Origin of the sequence: Pseudoalteromonas aliena SW19 (assembly GCF_014905615.1) — a bacterium.
Taxonomy (GTDB): domain Bacteria; phylum Pseudomonadota; class Gammaproteobacteria; order Enterobacterales; family Alteromonadaceae; genus Pseudoalteromonas; species Pseudoalteromonas aliena.
Map to the genome: position 1 here is coordinate 41,580 of NZ_AQGU01000027.1, position 19,542 is coordinate 61,121.

Below are 19,542 nucleotides of genomic sequence, written 5' to 3' on the forward strand. Positions count from 1 at the left end.
CTTGCTTTATCACAAGTTTTACATATAGTTACAGGTAATCGCCATACTTTTGAGGATACCTAGTTGCTATTTAAGGGATTAATTATTGGATTGTGCTTTTTTTGTAGCCATATAGTGGCGCAAGAATCAGTCACATTACAGCTAAAATGGACGCATCAATTTCAGTTTGCTGGTTATTATATGGCAAAACAAAAAGGCTTTTATGACGAAGTTGGCCTTGATGTAATTATTAAACCCGCTAATCCGATGATGCCCGATACCTTCGAACCTGTTGCCAATAATAAAGCACAGTTTGGTGTCGGTCATTCAGGTATTTTACAACAACGTATTAATGGTCAACCCCTTGTTGCTATGGCTGCCATGCTGCAGTTTTCACCTTACTGTTGGATGGTTAAAGATACTTCCGATATTTTCCATCCACGTAACTTTGCTAATAAACGCATTACTGGCGTAAGCCGTAAGGATGCTACCGAATTAATGGTTATGCTAAAGCGCAGCGGGGTAGATACTGATAGGCTTAAGGTTTATGAGGGGGAAAATCCAAATCAAGCATGGATTGAAAACAAGCTAGATGCGATGCAAGTATACGTCACTACTGAGCCTTATTATATGACCCAGCAAGGTATTGCGCATCGCCTTATTTGTCCGCAGCGATATGGTATGGATGTGTACGCTGATATTTTATTTACCAGCGAATATATGCTTAAAAAACACCCGCAAACCGTCGAGAAATTTTATCAGGCCAGTTTAAAAGGCTGGCGTTATGCGATGATGAACATGGATGAAGCAATTAATATTACGCAACAAGTATATGCGCCAAGTAAAAGTTTTCATCAGCTCGCTTTTGAGGCTGAAGTATTAAAAAATTACATAATGCCTCCTACAACCAACTTAGGGCATATGTCTATAGCAAAATGGCGTTTAATCGCGGATTTATATAGCATACAGCAAAGTAAATTTGATGAAGTTAAAGCAAGTTTTATATATAAATATCAAGAACCCGAAGCAATGCAATTATCTTGGATGCTCATAGCCGCTATTCTGGTGAGTATCATTTCGATACCTTTGTATATACGGCTGATTTTTAGCAAAAAATAACCGCTTAATGAGAATCTACTGAACTGCTATAATCGACTGTCTTTTTTTTTACTTTAAGTTGTTATGACTTTAGCTGAGCAATTCTTTGCCCTTGATTCACTTTTACTACGCAATCGCCAGTATTGGCAGTGTACTGCATTTGATTTTAACGCGATCCCGTGGCCAAAACTACAAGAGGTACTTAATGGGCTAAGTGACGATCAAGTTACTGCACTTGATAACGATCAAAGTCAGTTATATCAATTTTTTAGTCAATACATAAATGACCTTGGTGAACTTGCTAATTTGTGTGAACTACCAGGCGCGGAGTTAAACCGAACTGATTATCCATTTTGGATAAGTAACGGTATTAAAGGTCGTAAGTTTGATCAGTTACAAGATTTTGTATCGGCACTGCCTAATACTAAACAGCCAGTTTTAGAGTGGTGTGCTGGTAAAGGGCATTTAGGGCGAATGCTTGCTTTTAATGGCGCAAGTGATGTGCACAGTATTGAGCTGCAACAAAGCTTATGTGAGCAAGGGCAAAAAAGTGCACAGCAACAAGGCTTAGCAATGCACTTTAGCCAAGCAGATGTGCTAAAAGATGACATCACTCAATTTTTTAATGCTGATATGCATGCTGTAGCGCTGCACGCATGCGGTGGCTTGCACCAAACATTTATGCGCCAAGCAAGTTTAGCTAAAGTACAAAAAATTAGCTTTTCACCTTGTTGTTATCACCTATTTACGGCTAATGAATACCTTGCTATGAGTGAGGTTGCAAAGCAAAGTACGCTTAAGCTAACGCATCGTGATTTAAAGCTCGCATTGCAAGAAACCGTTACAGCGCCTTCTCGTCTGGAAAAAGTGCGTAAAACAGAATTAGAATGGCGACTCGGTTTTGACGCACTAAGAAAGTCGATTACGAATGAATCACACTACGTAAGCGTGCCTTCGGTTAATAAAGCAATATTCTCAGATTCGTTCAAATCATTCTGCGCATGGGCTGCTGAAAAAAAAGATATAACGTTACCTCAATCTACTGATTATAATCAGTTTTTAGAAGTGGGGCAGGCGCGAAAAAAAATAACTGACCGAATTGAACTGGTTCGACATGTGTTCCGAAGAGCAATTGAGGTTTGGCTTGTGCTCGATCGTGCTTTATATTTGCAGCAGCAAGGTTATCAGGTGAGTGTTAATATTTTTTGCGAGAAGCAGTTAACGCCTCGTAATATTTTAATTCTTGCCAGTATCCATTAAATTTCCGTCCTCGACTTAATAAGAGATGTAATGAGAAAGTTAAAAAATTTATTCGAAAATAATAAACGCTGGGCTGCTCGTACAAGCGAAGCCGACCCTGACTTTTTTAAAATTTTATCAATGCAACAAAATCCTGAATATTTATGGATTGGTTGTTCTGACTCTCGTGTACCTGCTAATCAAATAGTTGATTTACTACCAGGCGAATTATTTGTACATCGTAACGTTGCTAACGTGGTTGTACACACTGACCATAACTGTTTGTCGGTTATGCAGTACGCTGTGGAAGTATTAAAAGTAAAACACATTATGGTTGTGGGGCATTACGGTTGTGGTGGCGTACAAGCCGTTTTAAGCAATGCAAAATTTGGCTTTATTGACAACTGGCTGCGCCATGTAGGTGATGTAAAAGAAAAGCACCTTGAGCAACTTAACGCAATGCCAGAAAGCGAGCGCTTAAGCCGTCTTATTGAGTTAAACGTAATCGAACAAGTACGTAATGTATGTCGTACTAACATTGTGCAAGACGCGTGGGAGCGCGGGCAAGAGCTCAGTGTTCATGGTTGGGTTTATGGTTTAGAAAATGGGCACCTTCATGATTTGGAGTCGGTTGTAACGTGCGCCAGCGAGGAAACACAAAGTTATAAAAGAGCAGTACAGCACGTGCTTAAAAAAGTAGGTGAGAGTAAATAAAACTATGACTAAGACGGCGATATTAATAGGTGCTACAGGTTTGGTCGGTAATGAGTTGCTACATAAGCTACTTAATAGCGATCGTTATATCAAAGTGGTTACGTTAAGTCGTCGGGCTTTGCCTATTACACACGCAAAGTTAGTTAATCACGTTATTGATTTTGAAAAATTAACTCAATACGTTGAGCTTTTTAAAGGTGACGTATTGTTCTCGTGTTTAGGCACAACACGTAAGCAAGCAGGCTCAACCCAAGCTCAGCGCAGAGTTGATGTTGATTATCAGTTTATAGCCGCGCAACTGGCGGCAAGTAATGGCATCTCACATTACTGTTTAGTGTCATCAAGTGGTGCTAATGCACACAGTAATAGCCCTTATTTAAAAATGAAGGGTGAGCTTGAACAGCATATTAAAGCACTCGCTTTTGACAAAATAAGTATTTTTCAACCGTCGTTGCTATTAGGTGATCGTGAGCAGTTTAGAGTGGCAGAAAGAATAGGCAGTGTTATTTTCCCTGTTATTACACGACTCCCGTTTTTAAAACGCTATAAACCAATAACGGGTAAGCAAGTGGCGCAAAAAATACTGAGTGTGAGTTTAGCGCAGCAGGTTAAGTTATCTTACTATGTACTTGATGAGCTACTTGAATAAACTTAGTAAAGCGCAAAAAGGCAGCCTAAGCTGCCTTTTTTGCACAACAAATTAATTATTCAGCGTCAGTCTCAGTGCTAAGTTGTTGCTCAAGTAATGCTACTTTAGCTTCGAGTTCAGTTAGCTTTTCGCGAGTACGAATAAGTACTTGGCTTTGCACATCAAATTCTTCACGGCTCACAAAGTCCATCTCAGCAAGCTTGTTTTGTAAAACTTGCTTTGTTTTACCTTCGAGTGTTTCTGCTAGGTTTTTTACACCTTGTGGCATATTGCTAGTGATTTGTTTAGCAATTTCTTCAAGTTTTGCTGGATTGATCATATTTTCCCCTTCGCTGCTGCCTAAAATGATAATAATACCTTATACCTACACTATTTAACACATGATCATCTTTGCCTTAATTAATTAAGGCAATTGCTATGCTCGCAGTAATGGTTACGTTAAAATTGCGCGTCTTTTAAATTTCTTTGGTCGTTATGAAACTCAATCCTAAACAAGATGAAGCCGTAAAATATATTAGTGGTCCATGCTTAGTACTCGCGGGCGCGGGCTCTGGTAAAACCCGTGTTATTACTAATAAAATTGCTTATTTGGTGAAAAAATGTGAGTACAAAGCGCGAAATATAGCGGCGGTTACTTTTACCAATAAAGCAGCCAAAGAAATGCGTGAGCGAGTGCTGCAAACGCTTGGTAAGCAAGATGCTAAAGGGTTATGGGTATCAACGTTTCATACGCTAGGTTTAGAAATAATAAAAAAAGAGCTAAGTACACTGGGGTTCAAGCCTGGCTTTTCGTTATTTGATGACCAAGATACCAATCAATTACTGGGTGATTTAACCGAAGATGAGCTAAAAAAAGACAAAGATTTACTCAAACTACTTAAAATGGAAATTGGTAGTTGGAAAAATGAATTAGTGCTGCCCGAGCAAGCAATACGCGAAGCACGTGATGCGCAAAAAGCCTTGTTTGCACAGCTTTATGCACGCTATCAAAATCAGCTACGTGCTTATAACGCACTGGATTTTGATGATTTAATTATGATCCCTACTTTGCTACTTACTAATAACGCCACTTCTCGTGAGCGCTGGCAACAACGGTTTAAGTATTTGCTGGTGGATGAGTATCAAGATACTAATACTAGCCAATACCAACTTGTTAAATTGTTAGTAGGCGAGCGTGCCCGTTTTACCGTGGTAGGTGATGACGACCAATCAATTTACTCATGGCGTGGTGCACGTCCGCAAAACTTAGTGTTATTAGGTAAAGACTATCCAGGGCTTAGGCTTATAAAGCTTGAGCAAAACTACCGAAGTGCAGGGCGAATACTAAAAGCGGCTAACATTTTAATTGCCAATAACCCTCATGACATCGAGAAAAAACTATTCAGTGAACTAGGTTACGGTGAGCCAATTAAGGTAATTAGCTGTCGTGATGAAGAACATGAATCTGAGCGTGTAGTTGCTGAAATAATTTCGCATAAGTTTATGAAGCGCACCAGCTATAAAGATTATGCGATTTTGTATCGTGGTAATCATCAAGCGCGTGGCTTTGAAAAATCGTTAATGAGTAACCGTATCCCTTATAAAATTAGTGGTGGGATGTCGTTTTTCGCTCGTTCAGAAATTAAAGATATTATGGCGTACTTACGCCTGTTAGTTAATCAAGATGATGACAATGCTTTTTTACGTATCGTAAATACTCCGCGCCGTGAAATAGGCACGGTCACACTTGAAAAGCTTGGCACATTAGCTAACGAAAAACATGCGAGCTTGTTTGCTACTTGCTTTGATAACGATTTAGGCTACAGATTAAAAGGACGTGGCTTTAATGCGCTTGCCGGATTTGCGCGCTGGGTTGTTGAGCTATCTGATAACGCAGTACGCAGTGACACGCTTGAAGCAGTTAAAGACTTAGTGCGTAATATTAACTACGAGGCGTATTTGTACGAGTCATCACCGAGTGCAAAAGCCGCTGAAATGCGCATGAAAAATGTATCCGAACTGTATCGCTGGATAACCGATATGTTGACCGGTGATGCCGATAACGAGCCAATGACATTGGCTGAAGTTGTGAGTAAGTTAACTCTTCGCGATATGCTTGAGCGTAACGAAGAAGAAGACGAAGCTGATGCGGTGCATTTATCAACACTGCATGCATCAAAAGGCTTAGAGTACCCGTATGTATTTATGGTGGGTATGGAAGAAGGTTTACTTCCTCATCAGGTAAGTATTGATGAAGACAACGTAGATGAGGAACGCCGATTAGCTTACGTTGGTATTACACGTGCCCAGCAAGAGTTAACACTTACTTATGCAAAAATACGACGTCAATTTGGTGAAACTTCACAAACCGAATTAAGCCGGTTCGTACAAGAATTACCGCAAGACGATCTTGCGTTTGAAAATAAAAAGGCACCTAATACGCAAGCAGAACGTATGGAAAAAGGCCAAGCAAGAGTGGCTAATTTACGGGCTATGTTTAAAAAGCCGGAATAGACTTTTAAGGTGAAGTGATTAAATACGATCGTATCCATGACCATCTTTAGTCTATTTTTATAAAGCGAAAGTTGGTTTCGGATACGTTATAAACTGTATTTTTGAGCGCTTTAAAATTAAATGCTGCTCAATCAGCTTTGCATTACTGACTAACTGAGCAGTTTTTAGATACTTTGGTTATACCAATCCGCAATAATACTTAACCTGAGCTCTGGTTAAGAGATTTACTAACGTATTGAATTATGGTGATATTTAAATTTATCTTCTCTAGCCAGAGATTTTTGGTGAAAACAAGGCGAATTTACGCGTCAATAGCAGGCCTATTGCAAGTAAATTCAACGCAGTTAGCGCTGAAAATAGCTGCTCGAGATAGATTTATTATCCAGAGTTCAGGTTATTTAACTTGAGCTCTGATTAAATAAAAAACTTTTGCCTTGTTATCGACACGGTTTTCTTACCTCAAAATAGATCACTAAATTAAGCGAATTGGTATTATGCGTACCGAGAGATTATCTTTTCGATTATGTCGGCATTAGCCTCAGGAAAATCATAATTTCCTAATTCACTAATTGCTACCCACTCGCTAGGTTGTCCTTCTGCACCATGCGCTTCACCGCTAAAGTTACTTACTACGTGTACATCTAACTTAACGCATTTATCGCCGTAGTCATGTTCAATAACCATAAGTTGGCTAGAGCTGTGAATAGTTAACCCTACTTCTTCAATAAGTTCGCGCTTAAGTGCTGCAAAAACACTTTCGCCTGCCTCAACCTTACCACCTGGAAATTCCCATAACCCGCCCTGATGTTGTTCATCTGCGCGTTTACAAATGAAGATCGCATTGTTTTTTTTAATCACACCAACAGCAACATGCACAATTTCTATAGTCATAACTCTGAAACTCCATAAAAAAAACGACGCTAACGTCGTTTTTTTATTAACTACTTATACAGTATTGGTTACTTTAATTTACCACAACACTGTTTGAATTTTTGACCTGATTTACAAGGACAAGGGTCGTTACGACCAACTTTTGGTTCTGTACGAGCCATCACTGTAGCTGTTTCTGGCGTTTCACCACCAACATGCTCAACTTCCTCATGTTGGTATTCGCGAGGAGCGCTTTCACTTTTACGGTGTTGCTCTTCTACTTTTTCAACATCTTCTTCTGCGCGTACTTGCACCTTACTTAAAATGCTTACAACATCAACTTTCAAGTTTTCAAGCATTTCAGAGAACAGCTCAAACGATTCACGTTTATACTCTTGTTTAGGGTTCTTTTGCGCGTAACCACGTAAATGAATACCTTGGCGCAAGTGATCCATAGCAGCAAGGTGATCTTTCCAGTGCTGATCAAGACTTTGTAACATAATTGCTTTTTCGAATTGACGTAGGACAGAATCGCCGACCATCTCTTCTTTTTGCTTGTATGACTGCTCAACTGCTTCTTCAATACGTTCACGAAGTTTTTCTTCGTATAGTTTATTATCGTCAGCTAGCCACTGAGCGATTGGCAGTTCAATTAAGAAATCTTGTTTTAAGCGTTCTTCAAGACCGGGGATATCCCACATTTCAGCAAGGCTTTGCGGTGCAATGTACTGATCAATTATATTGCTAAGTACGTCACCACGAATTGCAGTAATCGTTTCTGAAATATCGCCTTCTTCAAGTAGCTCGTTACGCTGAGAGTAAACAACACGACGTTGATCGTTTGCTACATCATCGTATTCAAGTAGTTGCTTACGAACGTCGAAGTTACGTGCTTCTACTTTACGTTGTGCATTTTCAATCGCACGGTTTACCCAAGGGTGTTCAATCGCTTCACCGCGTTGCATGCCTAATTTACGCATCATGTTAGTCATGCGCTCACCAGCAAAAATACGCATTAACGCATCGTCCATCGATAAGTAAAAGCGGCTTGAACCGGCATCACCTTGACGACCAGAACGACCACGTAATTGGTTATCTATACGACGTGATTCATGACGCTCAGTACCAATGATATGCAAACCGCCCGCGTCAATTACAGCATCGTGACGAATTTTCCAAGCTGCTTTAATTTCAGCAATTTGTTCATCCGTTGGGTTTTCAAGTTTTTCAACTTCACTGTTCCAGTTACCACCTAACACGATATCGGTACCACGACCAGCCATGTTAGTTGCAATTGTAACTGTACCAGGTAAACCCGCATCTGAAACAATATCGGCTTCTTGTGCGTGGAATTTAGCGTTAAGTACGTTGTGCTTAATTTTTTCTTTACGTAAAAACTGCGATAAATATTCAGAGCTTTCAATCGAGATAGTACCAACCAGCACAGGTTGTCCACGCTCTTGGCAATCTTTAATATCGATTAAAATAGCTTCGTATTTTTCTTCTTGTGTTAGGTATACTAAATCAGCACGATCATCGCGGATCATTGGCTTATTAGTTGGCATAACGACAGTGTCTAGACCATAGATTGACTGAAATTCAAAAGCTTCAGTATCCGCAGTACCTGTCATACCGGCTAACGTTTCGTATAAACGGAAGTAATTTTGGAATGTAATAGAGGCAAGCGTTTGGTTTTCGTTTTGAATTTTTACACCTTCTTTAGCTTCAACAGCTTGGTGTAAACCTTCTGACCAACGACGACCTTCCATTGAACGACCAGTGTGCTCATCGATGATGATTACTTCGTTTTCTTTTACAACGTAATCAACATCTTTCTGGTATAGCTTGTGAGCCCGAAGTGCTGCGTATACATGGCTCAACAGCGTGATGCTTGTTGCTGAATAAAGCGAATCGCCTTCTTCAATCAAACCGCGTTCAGTTAGTAGCTCTTCTACCTTAATTTGGCCGCGTTCAGTTAAATGAACTTGTTTAGATTTCTCATCGATAGTGTAGTCGCCATCGCCTTCAATACCTTCTTCGTCTTCTTTTTCTTGAAGTTCAAGTAAAGGAACGATGGTATTTATTTCAGTGTAAAGCTCCGAGCTGTCCTCAGCAGGGCCTGAAATAATAAGTGGCGTACGTGCTTCGTCAATTAGTATTGAATCCACTTCATCGACTACAGCATAAAATAATGGACGCTGTACACGTTCATCAATGCTAAATGCCATGTTGTCGCGAAGGTAGTCAAAACCAAATTCGTTATTAGTACCGTATGTAATGTCGGCAGTATACGCCTGCTTTTTCTGCTGTGGCATCATACCTGGTACGTTACAACCAACCGTCAGGCCTAAAAACTCGAATAATGAACGGTTAGTTTCAGCATCACGTTTTGCAAGATAGTCATTTACGGTAATTACATGAACGCCTTTACCAGTTAAACCATTTAAGTACGCTGGTAATGTTGCTGTTAACGTTTTACCTTCACCGGTACGCATTTCTGCAATACGGCCTTCGTGCAAAACCATGCCGCCTAGTAGCTGTACGTCAAAATGGCGCATACCATTAACACGTCTTGATGCTTCACGTACCACACCAAAAGCTTCTGGCAAAATGTCGTCTAGACTTTGTCCGTTATCGTAACGTTCTCTAAACTCAGCTGTTTTCGCTTTTAAATCTTCATCAGAAAGCGCTTCTAATTGCGTTTCTAGTGCATTGATAAGCGCGACCGTCTTTCTAAAGTTTTTAATAGTGCGGTCATTGCGACTACCAAAAATTTTGGTAAATAAATTAGATATCATGATAAAACCGTTACAATGTATTCTTTGTCAGCCGAGTATCAGCCAACCCATTTTTAATAATTGGTAATTAATATGTGCTTTAAATAACACTTAGAACATATTAATTAGCAATTTTGTATTTGAAGTACTTAAAAGCACTGTTTATTACGTGCGCTACTATACCAGACTCTGCCAAACAACAAACTATCTCGACAAAAAGATGTGTATTTAAAATGGAAAAATTTGATCTAGTTAGTAAAAATAACGCTATACCCTTAAACCGTTACAAAAAACAGTAGCTAGCTGTAAAGATATGGTGATTAATAAATTAAAAACAAGGGTCACACTTAGCTTAAATTTAACGCTTAAATATGCACTTAAATAAGAGCCTCTTTTTCATTTAAAACATGTGGCTCACTCGTAATCATGGCTGGTCTATTGCAGTAAATTCAACGCAGTTAGCGCTGAAAATAGCTGCTCGAGATAGATTTATTATCAAGAGTTCAGGTTAAATAGTGTTGTTGCATTTTACGTAATAACTAACGGTTTAATACAAGTGCACATATTCTTTTGATTTAAGAGTACCTATAATTATATCGCGTTTGAAATCTGTATTAAAGTTAGACAAAAATACTAATTTTTCTTTTAAAGTGGAGGCTTACACAAAATGGAAAATAAAATAAATAAATTGGTAGTTTTAGGAGCCGGTTGGCTAGGTCATACTTTATGTGTAAATGCACAAACAGCGGGCTGGCAAGTGCAAGGGACGCATAGAAGTGATGTACACAAGTTTGATTTTGAACGTCAATTTATACTCGAGAATGACCAATTAACACATCAAATAGATTTGCAAGATGCTTATTGGGTGTGTGCTATCGCGCCGCGTAGCAGGCACAATGAAAGTAATTATCCTGACACACTCATGGCAGCACTTAAACTTTCAAAGGGGCTAAACGCTAAAGGTTTTTTGTTATGTTCATCAACAGGTGTGTACGATCAAGAGCCTGGTGTATATAGCGAAAGCAGTGATATTTCGTGTACTAATGAGCGACAGATAAAGCTTTATGAGGCTGAAGAGCAAGTGCTGCAACAAGATGGCAAAGTACTTCGTTTAGCTGGGTTGTTTGGTCCTAACAGAGAACCTGGCCGTTTTGTTGCGGGTAAGGAGCTCAATACATCAAGTGAGCAAGTGGTAAATATGGTGCATCAACAAGATGTTATTAATGCCATTTTTGCTGTGATAGAACATTGGTCAGTTGGGCAAAATATTTATAATGTGGTTAATCCGGCGCATCCAACAAAAGCTGAATATTACGCATTAAAGTGTCTGCAGCAGGGGAGTGAAATGCCTCGTTTTGCCAGTGACGAAAAAGCTGAGCGCAAAGTGATTGGCTCAGCTATTGAGGCGTTAGGCTTTACTTATCAATATGGGATTTAGCAAAGACATTCCACTAAAGTTTTATACCAATTGCATTAAATGAGTGATCTATTATAGCGCTATTCAATGCGCTAGAACGATCATGTTTTTTATAAAATTGGTATTAGTATGAAGGCAAGGGGTTGCTGTCAATAAAGTCACATAACTTGCCTTCACTTAATAGTGTATTTGTTTGTTCTATATCCGGTGCAAAATAGCGATCTTTATCATAGTAACTAACGTGTTCGCGTAATAATGTTTTTGCGTTTTGTACCTTATTAGATGGTTTGAGTGGCTTTCTAAACTCTAGCCCTTGCACCGATGCTAACCATTCTATAGCTAAAACCCCCTGAGTGTTATTGGCCATTTCACCTAAGCGCCTAGCTGCAAAAGTGGCCATAGATACATGATCCTCTTGATTTGCTGATGTTGGCAAACTATCGACCGAAGCGGGGTGTGCTAATGATTTATTTTCTGATGCGAGCGCTGCGGCGGTTACTTGTGCAATCATAAAGCCTGAATTTACACCGCCGTTTTCAACTAAAAATGGTGGTAATTTAGATAAGTTAGAATCGATAAGTAATGCAATTCGTCGCTCTGCTAATGCGCCAATTTCGGCAATAGCGATCGCTAAGTTATCGGCGGCCATCGCTACCGGCTCTGCATGAAAATTCCCACCAGAAATAATATCGCCTACATCCGCAAAAACTAATGGGTTATCGGTGACGCCGTTTGATTCACAGAGTAATACTTCTGCAGCTTGGCGTATTTGCGTTAAACACGCACCTAACACTTGTGGTTGGCAGCGCAGGCAATAAGGGTCTTGTACTTTTTCACAATTGACGTGTGAATCGCTAATTTGTGAATGAGTATCAAGTAACTCTCTAAATACTTGAGCAGTATCTATTTGCCCTCGTTGACCGCGAATGTCATGAATACGCGCATCAAATGGTGAACGACTGCCCATTGCGGCTTCAATACTAATAGATCCAATAACACAGCTTTGTGCATATAAATCTTCAGCTCTAAATAAGCCTTGTAGTGCAAATGCAGTAGATGCTTGTGTGCCATTTAATAATGCTAGGCCTTCTTTTGCTGCAAGGGTAAGCGGTTTAAGCTCTGCTATTTTTAAGCCTTCTTCGGCACTAATAATATTACCTTTATAGCGCATGTTACCCTCACTGAGTAAAGGTAGGCACATATGCGCAAGAGGGGCTAAATCGCCCGACGCACCCACAGAGCCTTTTTTAGGTACGCATGGGTAGACTTCACTATTAAGCAATTGCATAAAAAATTCGATAACTTGCAGGCGAATACCTGAGTAGCCACGAGACAGCGAATTAATTTTTAAGGTGATCATCAGCCTTACTGTACTGTCATCCATGTATTCGCCAATACCCGCTGCATGCGAAAGTACAATGGAGCGCTGTAATAATTCAAGTTCATCATCGGCAATTTTAGTATTGGCTAATAATCCAAAGCCGGTATTTATTCCGTATACAGTGCGGTGTTCGTTAATCACATTTTGAACGGTTTGTGCGCTTGCTGCTATTTGTGACTCAGCATGCTTGGCAAGGCTTAACTTTACTGATGAATTATTAATTTTTCTCAGCGTGCTTAAATCAAGCGAGCCAGGTGTGAGAGTAAGTTCTACCATGATCATTCCTCGTTTAGCATTGGTAAGTCTAAGTTTTGCTCTTTAGCACAGGTTTTTGCGATGTCGTAGCCCGCATCTGCATGGCGCATTACGCCAGTTGCAGGGTCGTTCCATAACACACGGCCAACACGCTCTTTGGCTTCGTCTGTTCCATCGGCAACAATAACCACACCAGAGTGCTGACTAAAGCCCATACCAACGCCACCACCATGGTGAAGCGATACCCATGTAGCGCCACTTGCTGTATTAAGTAATGCATTAAGTAATGGCCAATCTGATACTGCATCAGAGCCATCTTTCATGCTTTCTGTTTCACGATTAGGGCTTGCAACAGAGCCTGAGTCTAGGTGATCGCGACCAATGACTATCGGTGCTTTAAGCTCGCCATTTTTAACCATTTCGTTAAAGGCCAATGCAAGGCGTGCTCTGTCTTTTAAACCAACCCAACAAATGCGTGCAGGTAAGCCCTGAAATTGAATACGTTCACGCGCCATATCTAGCCAATTATGTAAATGTGCATCATCGGGAATCAGCTCTTTTACTTTTGCATCGGTTTTATAAATATCTTCTGGGTCGCCCGATAAGGCTACCCATCTAAAGGGCCCAATACCTTGGCAAAATAAAGGTCGAATATAAGCAGGAACAAAGCCTGGAAAATCAAATGCGTTGGTAACGCCTTCATCAAACGCCATTTGGCGAATATTATTACCATAGTCAGTTGTTGCAGAACCTGCTTTTTGCAGCGCTAGCATGGCGTTAACTTGCACTGCCATTGATTGCTTCGCCGCTTTTACTACGGCTTTCGGATCTTGCTCACGCATTTTTGCTGCGTACTCCATTGTCCAATCTTGTGGTAAATATCCATTAAGTGGATCGTGAGCAGATGTTTGATCTGTGACTACATCAGGGGTAATGCCTGTTTTAACGAGTGTACTAAATACATCGGCAGCGTTGCCAAGTAAGCCCACCGAGAGGGCCTCACCTTTAACACATGCATCGGTTATTAATTGCAGTGCATGTTCAAGGTTCGTTGCTTTTACATCAACGTAACCTGTTTTTATACGAAAATCGATTCTGCTTTCATCGCACTCAACAACAAGTGCGCTAAATCCAGCCATTGTGGCTGCAAGCGGTTGTGCGCCGCCCATGCCGCCAAGACCACCTGTTAATACCCATTTTCCTTTAGCTTGACCGTCAAAATGCTGTTTTGCCATGGCAACAAACGTTTCGTAAGTGCCTTGCACTATGCCTTGCGAGCCAATGTAAATCCAAGATCCGGCAGTCATTTGCCCATACATCATCAAGCCTTTTTTATCGAGCTCGTTAAAGTGTTCCCAATTTGCCCAATGCGGCACTAGATTTGAGTTGGCAATCAGTACGCGCGGTGCATTACTGTGGGTTTTAAATACGCCGACGGGTTTGCCCGATTGTACAAGTAGGGTTTCGTCGTTTTCGAGCCTATCGAGGGTTTCTATAATTTTGTCATAACTTGGCCAATCGCGTGCTGCACGGCCAATACCACCATACACAACAAGCGAATGAGGATGTTCTGCAACCTCAGGATCTAAATTATTCATGAGCATGCGTTTAGCCGCTTCAGTTTGCCAGCTTTTAGCGCTTATTTTATCGCCATGCGGTGCACGTATTACGCGACTTGTGTCGAGTCGGTTGTTCATGTTTTGCTCCTGTTGTATATACAAGGTTGTTAATTATAAAAAAAGCGCAATAAGCGCAATTTTTTTGTTATTTTTTAAATGTTAAATGGCCACCTAAGCGGTATTTACTGCCAGGTGATACAAGGCGTGCAAAGCTTACAATGCCATGAATAGACCATGTGCGTCGAATAACTTGTAAGCATGGCTCTTCGTTATATAAATTGAGCCATTGGCACATTTCGCTGTTTGGCATAATGGCTTCTACGGTATGCCTTGCTTGAGTTAGCGGTGCAACGCTCGATAGATATTCATGAGGAGTGAGTGCCGTAAAATCTTGCTGTAGATAGCCACTAGCAAGTGCTGGATTTACAAAGCGTTCTTCTAGCTGCAAAGGGCTATCGTTCTCATTGTGTACGAGTACACTGCGATATACTACGCTGTCAATTTCAACACCAAGTGCAATAGCTATGGGCGCGACTGCATTTATAGATTCAAGTATGAGTACATTACAGGTGTAGTTCCCGTTGCGCTCTTTTACTTCATCAGCAATATTTTTGATTTCGAGTAATGATGACTGCGATTTAAATGTAGCAACGAATGTACCTAACCCTTGGCTGCGCGTTAAAATACCGGCTTCGGTTAGTTCGCTTAGGGCTCGACGAGCCGTCATTCTGCTCACGCTAAATTGACTAGCCAGCTCGTTTTCAGAGGGCACACGTTGATTTTCTTGCCATGTGGCGCTGCGAATTTTATCAACAATAAATTGTTTTATTTGCGCAAATTTAGGTGTCGTCATTAAATTAATGGTTACATTGAAAGTAAACTATATAAACAAGATGGCATAATTACCTTGTATATACAAGGTGAATTGCTAGACTATATTTTCATCATAATAGGGCAAAAAAGGGTATAAGATGCAAAGCACATCACAACATTATGAGTTAGAAGATCTCGACTTACTTTTAACCGACGCCAATATTGCCACTATGGATAGCAGTATCGATGCGGCTTATGGTGCCATTGAGAATGCAGCAATAGCCATTAAAAATGGTGAGATTGTGTGGCTTGGAAAGCAGTCGACATTACCAAGTTTTGATGTTTTTGCAACGCCGACATTAAGTATAAAAGGGCAATGGCTAACGCCTGGATTAATCGATTGTCATACGCATTTAGTGTTTGCAGGTTCAAGATCGCAAGAGTTTGAACAACGCTTGCAAGGAGTTAGCTATGAGCAAATTGCAGCACAAGGCGGTGGCATAGCGAGTACGGTAAAAGCGACTAGAGCGGCTGATCGAGAACAATTATTTGTTGATGCAAAAGACAGACTCAATACTTTGTTAAAAGAAGGGGTTACCACAGTCGAAATTAAATCAGGCTATGGGTTAGATACTGAAAACGAAATAAAAATATTAGAAGTCGCCCGCTTGTTAGGTGAACACCATCCTATAGATATTAAAACTACGTTTTTGGGAGCACATGCTTTACCGCCAGAGTACAAAGGCCGTGCTGATGAGTATATTGATCTAGTTTGTACAGAAATGCTTGAGCAAGTAGTTGCTAGTGATCTTGCTGATGCTGTCGATGTATTTTGTGAAAATGTAGGATTTAGTTATGCACAAACCAAGCGTGTTTTTGAAGCCGCTAAAAAGCACAATCTTCCAGTTAAATGTCATGCTGAACAGTTATCTAATCAACATGGTGCTAAGCTAGTAGCGCAGTTTAATGGTCTTTCGGCCGATCATATTGAGCATCTTGATGAAGAGGGGGTAAAAGCAATGGCACAAGCAGGTACTGTTGCCGTGTTATTGCCTGGTGCATTTTATTTTTTGAGAGAAACTAAATTTCCACCCATTGAACTACTCAATCAATATAAGGTGCCGATAGCGATAGCCAGTGATTTTAATCCCGGAACTTCGCCATTATGCTCTGTGCAGCTGATGATGAATATGGCATGTACTCTATTTAGGTTAACGCCGGAACAGGCCTTATTAGGCGTAACTCAAAATGCGGCTAAGGCATTGGGATTAAAAGATCGTGGTGTGCTAAAGGTGGGTGCCAGAGCTGATATAGCGCACTGGGAAATAGGTCATCCATCACAGCTGAGCTATCAATTTGGTGTAAATAAACTGTTAAATCTATGGGTTTTGGGTAAACTTAATTAGTTTGAATTAATTTGGTTCACAATAAATATGCTTATACTGAATTTTTTAATCAATACGAGCGGTACAGATTTGGGAATTTTAGCTGATAGCCGTTTTGCTATTTTTTTTAGCGGTGCGTTGCTTATGGCGATGATTGCTACTTTGCTTGTTGTTAAAAGTAACAGTATTAAATTTAGTTATTTATGTATTGCGCTGATTGGCTTTGCGATTTTGAGCAATGAAACGCCTTGGCTTGTTATTTTACTTACCTTTGGGTTTTGCTTTTATTTATGGCAAGCTTTTGAGCATAATAATTGGGCTATGATCATGGTCAGTGCAGCTGCAGGCTTATTGTTTGTATTACTGCTAAGTGCCTATTTTTTAATACATATCCCTTTATTTTGGGTCGTGCTCGCTATCCTATTGTTAACATTAGCAGGTTTTTTCAATGATAATGCAGCTATAAAAAATCAACGAATAGAAAATACACCAGAGCAAGAAACATTTATTGATAACTCGCCTCTTGCCGCCTTCAGTAATATAAGTAAATTGCGTAAAAAGGTTGATGAGTGGTGTATTAATAAACCACTCAACGCCGTACTTGTTATTATCCGTTTAGAAGGTTTTGAGCAGGTAAATCAGCATTTAGGACGTAATTTTGGAGATTTACTTTTAGCGCAATCGGCCAATAGAATAAAGGCGCTATTAGAGAGTGATGAGGTTGTTAGCTTAGCCCCACAAGAGAAGCTTGCGCATTTGGGCGGGCTCAACTTCGCATTTATTTGTGATCTCGCGAATCAAAAGCATATTCATGAGCAGCTAATACAAAAAATACTAGATGCAACACTTAAGCCTTTTAATGTTGCCAATTGCACCGTTGAAGTAAAAGCAAGAGCAAGCTATGTGGATTGTACAGAGCAAAAAAATGACTTTGATAATTTAATATCCTTTGCTTACCTTGCGCTTGATAGTTACCCAGATAGACAAGTCATTGCTTATCGAAAACAAATGATGGTTGAGCAATTAGAACAGCAAGCTAGGTTAAAGGAGCTGGCCAATATCGATTTTTCGAGTGAATTTGAGTTATATTTTCAACCCATAATTTGTAATGAAAATGGAAAGATTGAGTTTTTAGAACTACTGCTGCGTTGGCAGCATCCAAAGCAAGGTATTTTATCGGCTAACCGATTTATTGATGACATTAAAATTGCGGGGCTTGCTTTTCAATTAGCGACGTTTGTGATGGAGCGAGCGGCGGAGCTGGCGATGGCGTTACGCATGGAAGGTATGGCGATACCGCTCAGTGTTAACGTATTTGGTCCTGAGATGCTAAATGAAGAATTTGTAGAGTTTGTTGACAACATAACAAAAGATCATCAATTAGAAACTGGCGATTTAATTGTTGAATGTCCATTGCATATTTTTACTAACTTAGACAGTAAAGGTAAAGCAATGATTGCTCGACTTAATAATATTGGTTTAAAAATATGTGTTGATGGCTTAGGCGATAATCCTGTGCTGCTGTCTAAATTACCCAGCTTGGCCGTTGAATATATTAAAGTTGCGCCATCATTAACCGCTGATTTTAGTAATCAAAATACGATACGCAGTTTGATCGGTGGTATGGTTGAAATGCATAACCAGCAAAAAACAAAAGTTATTTTTGAAGGGATTGAAACGCTTGAGCAACTGAGATTTATTAAAAGCTTAAATGCTTATGCCGCACAAGGTTATTACTTTGGGCACCCACTAAGTAGTGTAGGCTTAATGAGCTGGCTAAAGCAGTGGCTATTAGCTCAGCGTTAAAGGCTCTCTTTAGATTGTATGTAGCTATTGACGAGTGCCGTTATTACTTGCCCACAATGCTGCATTCCACTATCTAGTCCATTGGGGTGTTGACTCGGTGCCGCTTCACATAAATGTAAATATGTAGATTGACGTTTTTTAGCTGCTAAATGTACAAAATGTTCAGTGTCGCTGACGCTAAATCCACAGCATGTATAAGCACTAACCGGCATACCAGTAATGCTATCTAAATCAACTTCTACACCTAGCGGTGCTTCATCAAAACAATTTAGTGCATTATTAATTGCTTGAGTAAGAGTAATCTCTCGTTTAACTTGTATTGCTTGATAACTATTAAACTTAAAGTTGGCTTCATTCATTGCTGTAATAATTGCTTGGTTGTTCTTTAACTCATGTAAGCCAATAACATGGTAATTATTTAAATGTTTTTCGTTGTATGCATAGCGAAAACCATTGCCACTATGGCGACCTTCACACTCTCTAAAATCAGCATGGGGATCAAAGTTTATCGCATTTATTGGTGTGTTTTTATGCTTGCTCAGCGCTCGAATAATTCCCAAGCAGTTGTTGTGTCCGCCACCAATTATTATGGGTTCAAGTCCTGCTTTAAAAATAAGATTCAAAACAGATTCAACGCGTTCATCAAGTTGTTGGCACAAAGCGCGTAACTGAGTTAATTGTTGAGTTTGTTGATTATCGAGTAGATTACTTTGCGCCATTAAATCATCAACATTAACTTCACCCAACAAAAGTACTTTTTGAGTCGTGATAAATTGATTATGAGGCTGGTTTAAAAAGCGTTTTAGAAATGCTGACCATGCTTGATTTGCACCGCCATTACCTAAGTTTGCTTTGGGGCCAATATCTTCGCAAATACCAAGAAGAACATAGCGAATACCAAATTGTGCAGCGTCAACAAGAGCTTGTTGTACGTTTACTTGGGTGTCGAGCAAGGCCATTGTTTGCCAAGCTTTTTTCTCGTTTGCGCGGGTAGAGCAAAGTGCTGTAACCGCGCTTTCATCATATACTTTTAATTGAATGGTCACG

The 19,542-nt window shown here is 40.1% G+C and carries 15 protein-coding genes; 8 read left to right on the plus strand and 7 right to left on the minus strand.

Going from position 1 to position 19,542, the window contains the following annotated elements; translation table 11 throughout:
- The first annotated feature begins 63 nt into the window (after window positions 1-63).
- The 4 genes from PALI_RS13510 (at window position 64) to PALI_RS13525 (ending at window position 3,679) form a co-directional block, all read left to right on the plus strand.
- Window positions 64-1,098, plus strand: coding sequence for an ABC transporter substrate-binding protein (locus PALI_RS13510; RefSeq protein ID WP_193156168.1), 1,035 nt, complete (start codon window positions 64-66; stop codon window positions 1,096-1,098).
- Window positions 1,099-1,161: 63 nt separating this feature from the next.
- Window positions 1,162-2,337 (plus strand): methyltransferase, encoded by a 1,176-nt coding sequence (locus PALI_RS13515; RefSeq protein ID WP_193156169.1) that lies wholly within the window; start codon window positions 1,162-1,164, stop codon window positions 2,335-2,337.
- A gap of 30 nt (window positions 2,338-2,367) precedes the next feature.
- Complete coding sequence (gene can, locus PALI_RS13520) at window positions 2,368-3,030, plus strand: carbonate dehydratase (RefSeq protein WP_077536252.1); 663 nt, start codon at window positions 2,368-2,370, stop codon at window positions 3,028-3,030.
- 4 nt (window positions 3,031-3,034) lie between these two features.
- A complete protein-coding gene (locus PALI_RS13525; protein ID WP_193156170.1) occupies window positions 3,035-3,679 on the plus strand; it encodes an NAD(P)H-binding protein in 645 nt (214 codons plus the stop codon).
- A gap of 55 nt (window positions 3,680-3,734) precedes the next feature.
- Here the strand turns inward: PALI_RS13525 and ubiK are convergent, their stop codons facing one another.
- Complete coding sequence (gene ubiK, locus PALI_RS13530; protein ID WP_024608186.1) at window positions 3,735-3,998, minus strand: ubiquinone biosynthesis accessory factor UbiK; 264 nt, start codon at window positions 3,996-3,998, stop codon at window positions 3,735-3,737.
- A 155-nt stretch (window positions 3,999-4,153) separates the two neighbouring features.
- Here ubiK and rep point away from each other — a divergent pair, with 155 nt between their 5' ends.
- A complete protein-coding gene (gene rep, locus PALI_RS13535) occupies window positions 4,154-6,172 on the plus strand; it encodes a DNA helicase Rep (protein WP_193156171.1) in 2,019 nt (672 codons plus the stop codon).
- Between the two features lie 492 nt (window positions 6,173-6,664).
- Here rep and mutT read toward each other — a convergent pair whose 3' ends face one another.
- Both mutT and secA read right to left on the minus strand, forming a co-directional pair.
- Entirely contained in the window at window positions 6,665-7,063 is a 399-nt protein-coding gene (gene mutT, locus PALI_RS13540; protein ID WP_182701832.1) for an 8-oxo-dGTP diphosphatase MutT, read from the minus strand.
- 68 nt (window positions 7,064-7,131) lie between these two features.
- On the minus strand, window positions 7,132-9,840 hold the full coding sequence (gene secA, locus PALI_RS13545; RefSeq protein WP_182701831.1) for a preprotein translocase subunit SecA: 2,709 nt from the start codon (window positions 9,838-9,840) through the stop codon (window positions 7,132-7,134).
- 646 nt (window positions 9,841-10,486) lie between these two features.
- Between secA and PALI_RS13550 the strand changes: the two genes are divergently transcribed.
- Window positions 10,487-11,257 carry a Rossmann-fold NAD(P)-binding domain-containing protein gene (locus PALI_RS13550; protein WP_193156172.1) on the plus strand — a complete coding sequence of 257 codons (771 nt, stop codon included), beginning with the start codon at window positions 10,487-10,489 and terminating at the stop codon, window positions 11,255-11,257.
- Between the two features lie 103 nt (window positions 11,258-11,360).
- Here the strand turns inward: PALI_RS13550 and hutH are convergent, their stop codons facing one another.
- The 3 genes from hutH to hutC all read right to left on the minus strand — a co-directional run bounded on the left by hutH (window position 11,361) and on the right by hutC (window position 15,344).
- Entirely contained in the window at window positions 11,361-12,893 is a 1,533-nt protein-coding gene (gene hutH, locus PALI_RS13555) for a histidine ammonia-lyase (RefSeq protein WP_077536233.1), read from the minus strand.
- A 2-nt stretch (window positions 12,894-12,895) separates the two neighbouring features.
- Entirely contained in the window at window positions 12,896-14,569 is a 1,674-nt protein-coding gene (hutU, locus tag PALI_RS13560) for a urocanate hydratase (RefSeq protein ID WP_182701828.1), read from the minus strand.
- Window positions 14,570-14,636: 67 nt separating this feature from the next.
- Window positions 14,637-15,344 carry a histidine utilization repressor gene (gene hutC / locus PALI_RS13565; RefSeq protein ID WP_077536229.1) on the minus strand — a complete coding sequence of 236 codons (708 nt, stop codon included), beginning with the start codon at window positions 15,342-15,344 and terminating at the stop codon, window positions 14,637-14,639.
- 118 nt (window positions 15,345-15,462) lie between these two features.
- Here hutC and hutI point away from each other — a divergent pair, with 118 nt between their 5' ends.
- Together hutI and PALI_RS13575 are read left to right on the plus strand one after the other, a co-directional pair.
- Complete coding sequence (gene hutI, locus PALI_RS13570; RefSeq protein WP_138584615.1) at window positions 15,463-16,710, plus strand: imidazolonepropionase; 1,248 nt, start codon at window positions 15,463-15,465, stop codon at window positions 16,708-16,710.
- Window positions 16,711-16,833: 123 nt separating this feature from the next.
- On the plus strand, window positions 16,834-18,495 hold the full coding sequence (locus PALI_RS13575) for a bifunctional diguanylate cyclase/phosphodiesterase (protein WP_171037467.1): 1,662 nt from the start codon (window positions 16,834-16,836) through the stop codon (window positions 18,493-18,495).
- Here PALI_RS13575 and PALI_RS13580 read toward each other — a convergent pair.
- Window positions 18,492-19,541: a formimidoylglutamase gene (locus PALI_RS13580; protein WP_138584617.1), complete on the minus strand. Its 1,050-nt coding sequence runs from the start codon at window positions 19,539-19,541 to the stop codon at window positions 18,492-18,494. The genes PALI_RS13575 and PALI_RS13580 overlap by 4 nt on opposite strands.
- Window position 19,542 lies beyond the last annotated feature (1 nt).

What these genes read in the sequence shown, in the direction of transcription:
- PALI_RS13515 (WP_193156169.1), top strand. Translation starts at nt 1,162, where the DNA reads ATGACTTTAGCTGAGCAATTCTTTGCCCTTGATTCACTTTTACTACGC.
- can (WP_077536252.1), top strand. Translation starts at nt 2,368, where the DNA reads ATGAGAAAGTTAAAAAATTTATTCGAAAATAATAAACGCTGGGCTGCT.
- PALI_RS13525 (WP_193156170.1), top strand. Translation starts at nt 3,035, where the DNA reads ATGACTAAGACGGCGATATTAATAGGTGCTACAGGTTTGGTCGGTAAT.
- ubiK (WP_024608186.1), bottom strand. Translation starts at nt 3,998, where the DNA reads ATGATCAATCCAGCAAAACTTGAAGAAATTGCTAAACAAATCACTAGC.
- rep (WP_193156171.1), top strand. Translation starts at nt 4,154, where the DNA reads ATGAAACTCAATCCTAAACAAGATGAAGCCGTAAAATATATTAGTGGT.
- mutT (WP_182701832.1), bottom strand. Translation starts at nt 7,063, where the DNA reads ATGACTATAGAAATTGTGCATGTTGCTGTTGGTGTGATTAAAAAAAAC.
- secA (WP_182701831.1), bottom strand. Translation starts at nt 9,840, where the DNA reads ATGATATCTAATTTATTTACCAAAATTTTTGGTAGTCGCAATGACCGC.
- PALI_RS13550 (WP_193156172.1), top strand. Translation starts at nt 10,487, where the DNA reads ATGGAAAATAAAATAAATAAATTGGTAGTTTTAGGAGCCGGTTGGCTA.
- hutH (WP_077536233.1), bottom strand. Translation starts at nt 12,893, where the DNA reads ATGGTAGAACTTACTCTCACACCTGGCTCGCTTGATTTAAGCACGCTG.
- hutU (WP_182701828.1), bottom strand. Translation starts at nt 14,569, where the DNA reads ATGAACAACCGACTCGACACAAGTCGCGTAATACGTGCACCGCATGGC.
- hutC (WP_077536229.1), bottom strand. Translation starts at nt 15,344, where the DNA reads ATGACGACACCTAAATTTGCGCAAATAAAACAATTTATTGTTGATAAA.
- hutI (WP_138584615.1), top strand. Translation starts at nt 15,463, where the DNA reads ATGCAAAGCACATCACAACATTATGAGTTAGAAGATCTCGACTTACTT.
- PALI_RS13575 (WP_171037467.1), top strand. Translation starts at nt 16,834, where the DNA reads ATGGCGATGATTGCTACTTTGCTTGTTGTTAAAAGTAACAGTATTAAA.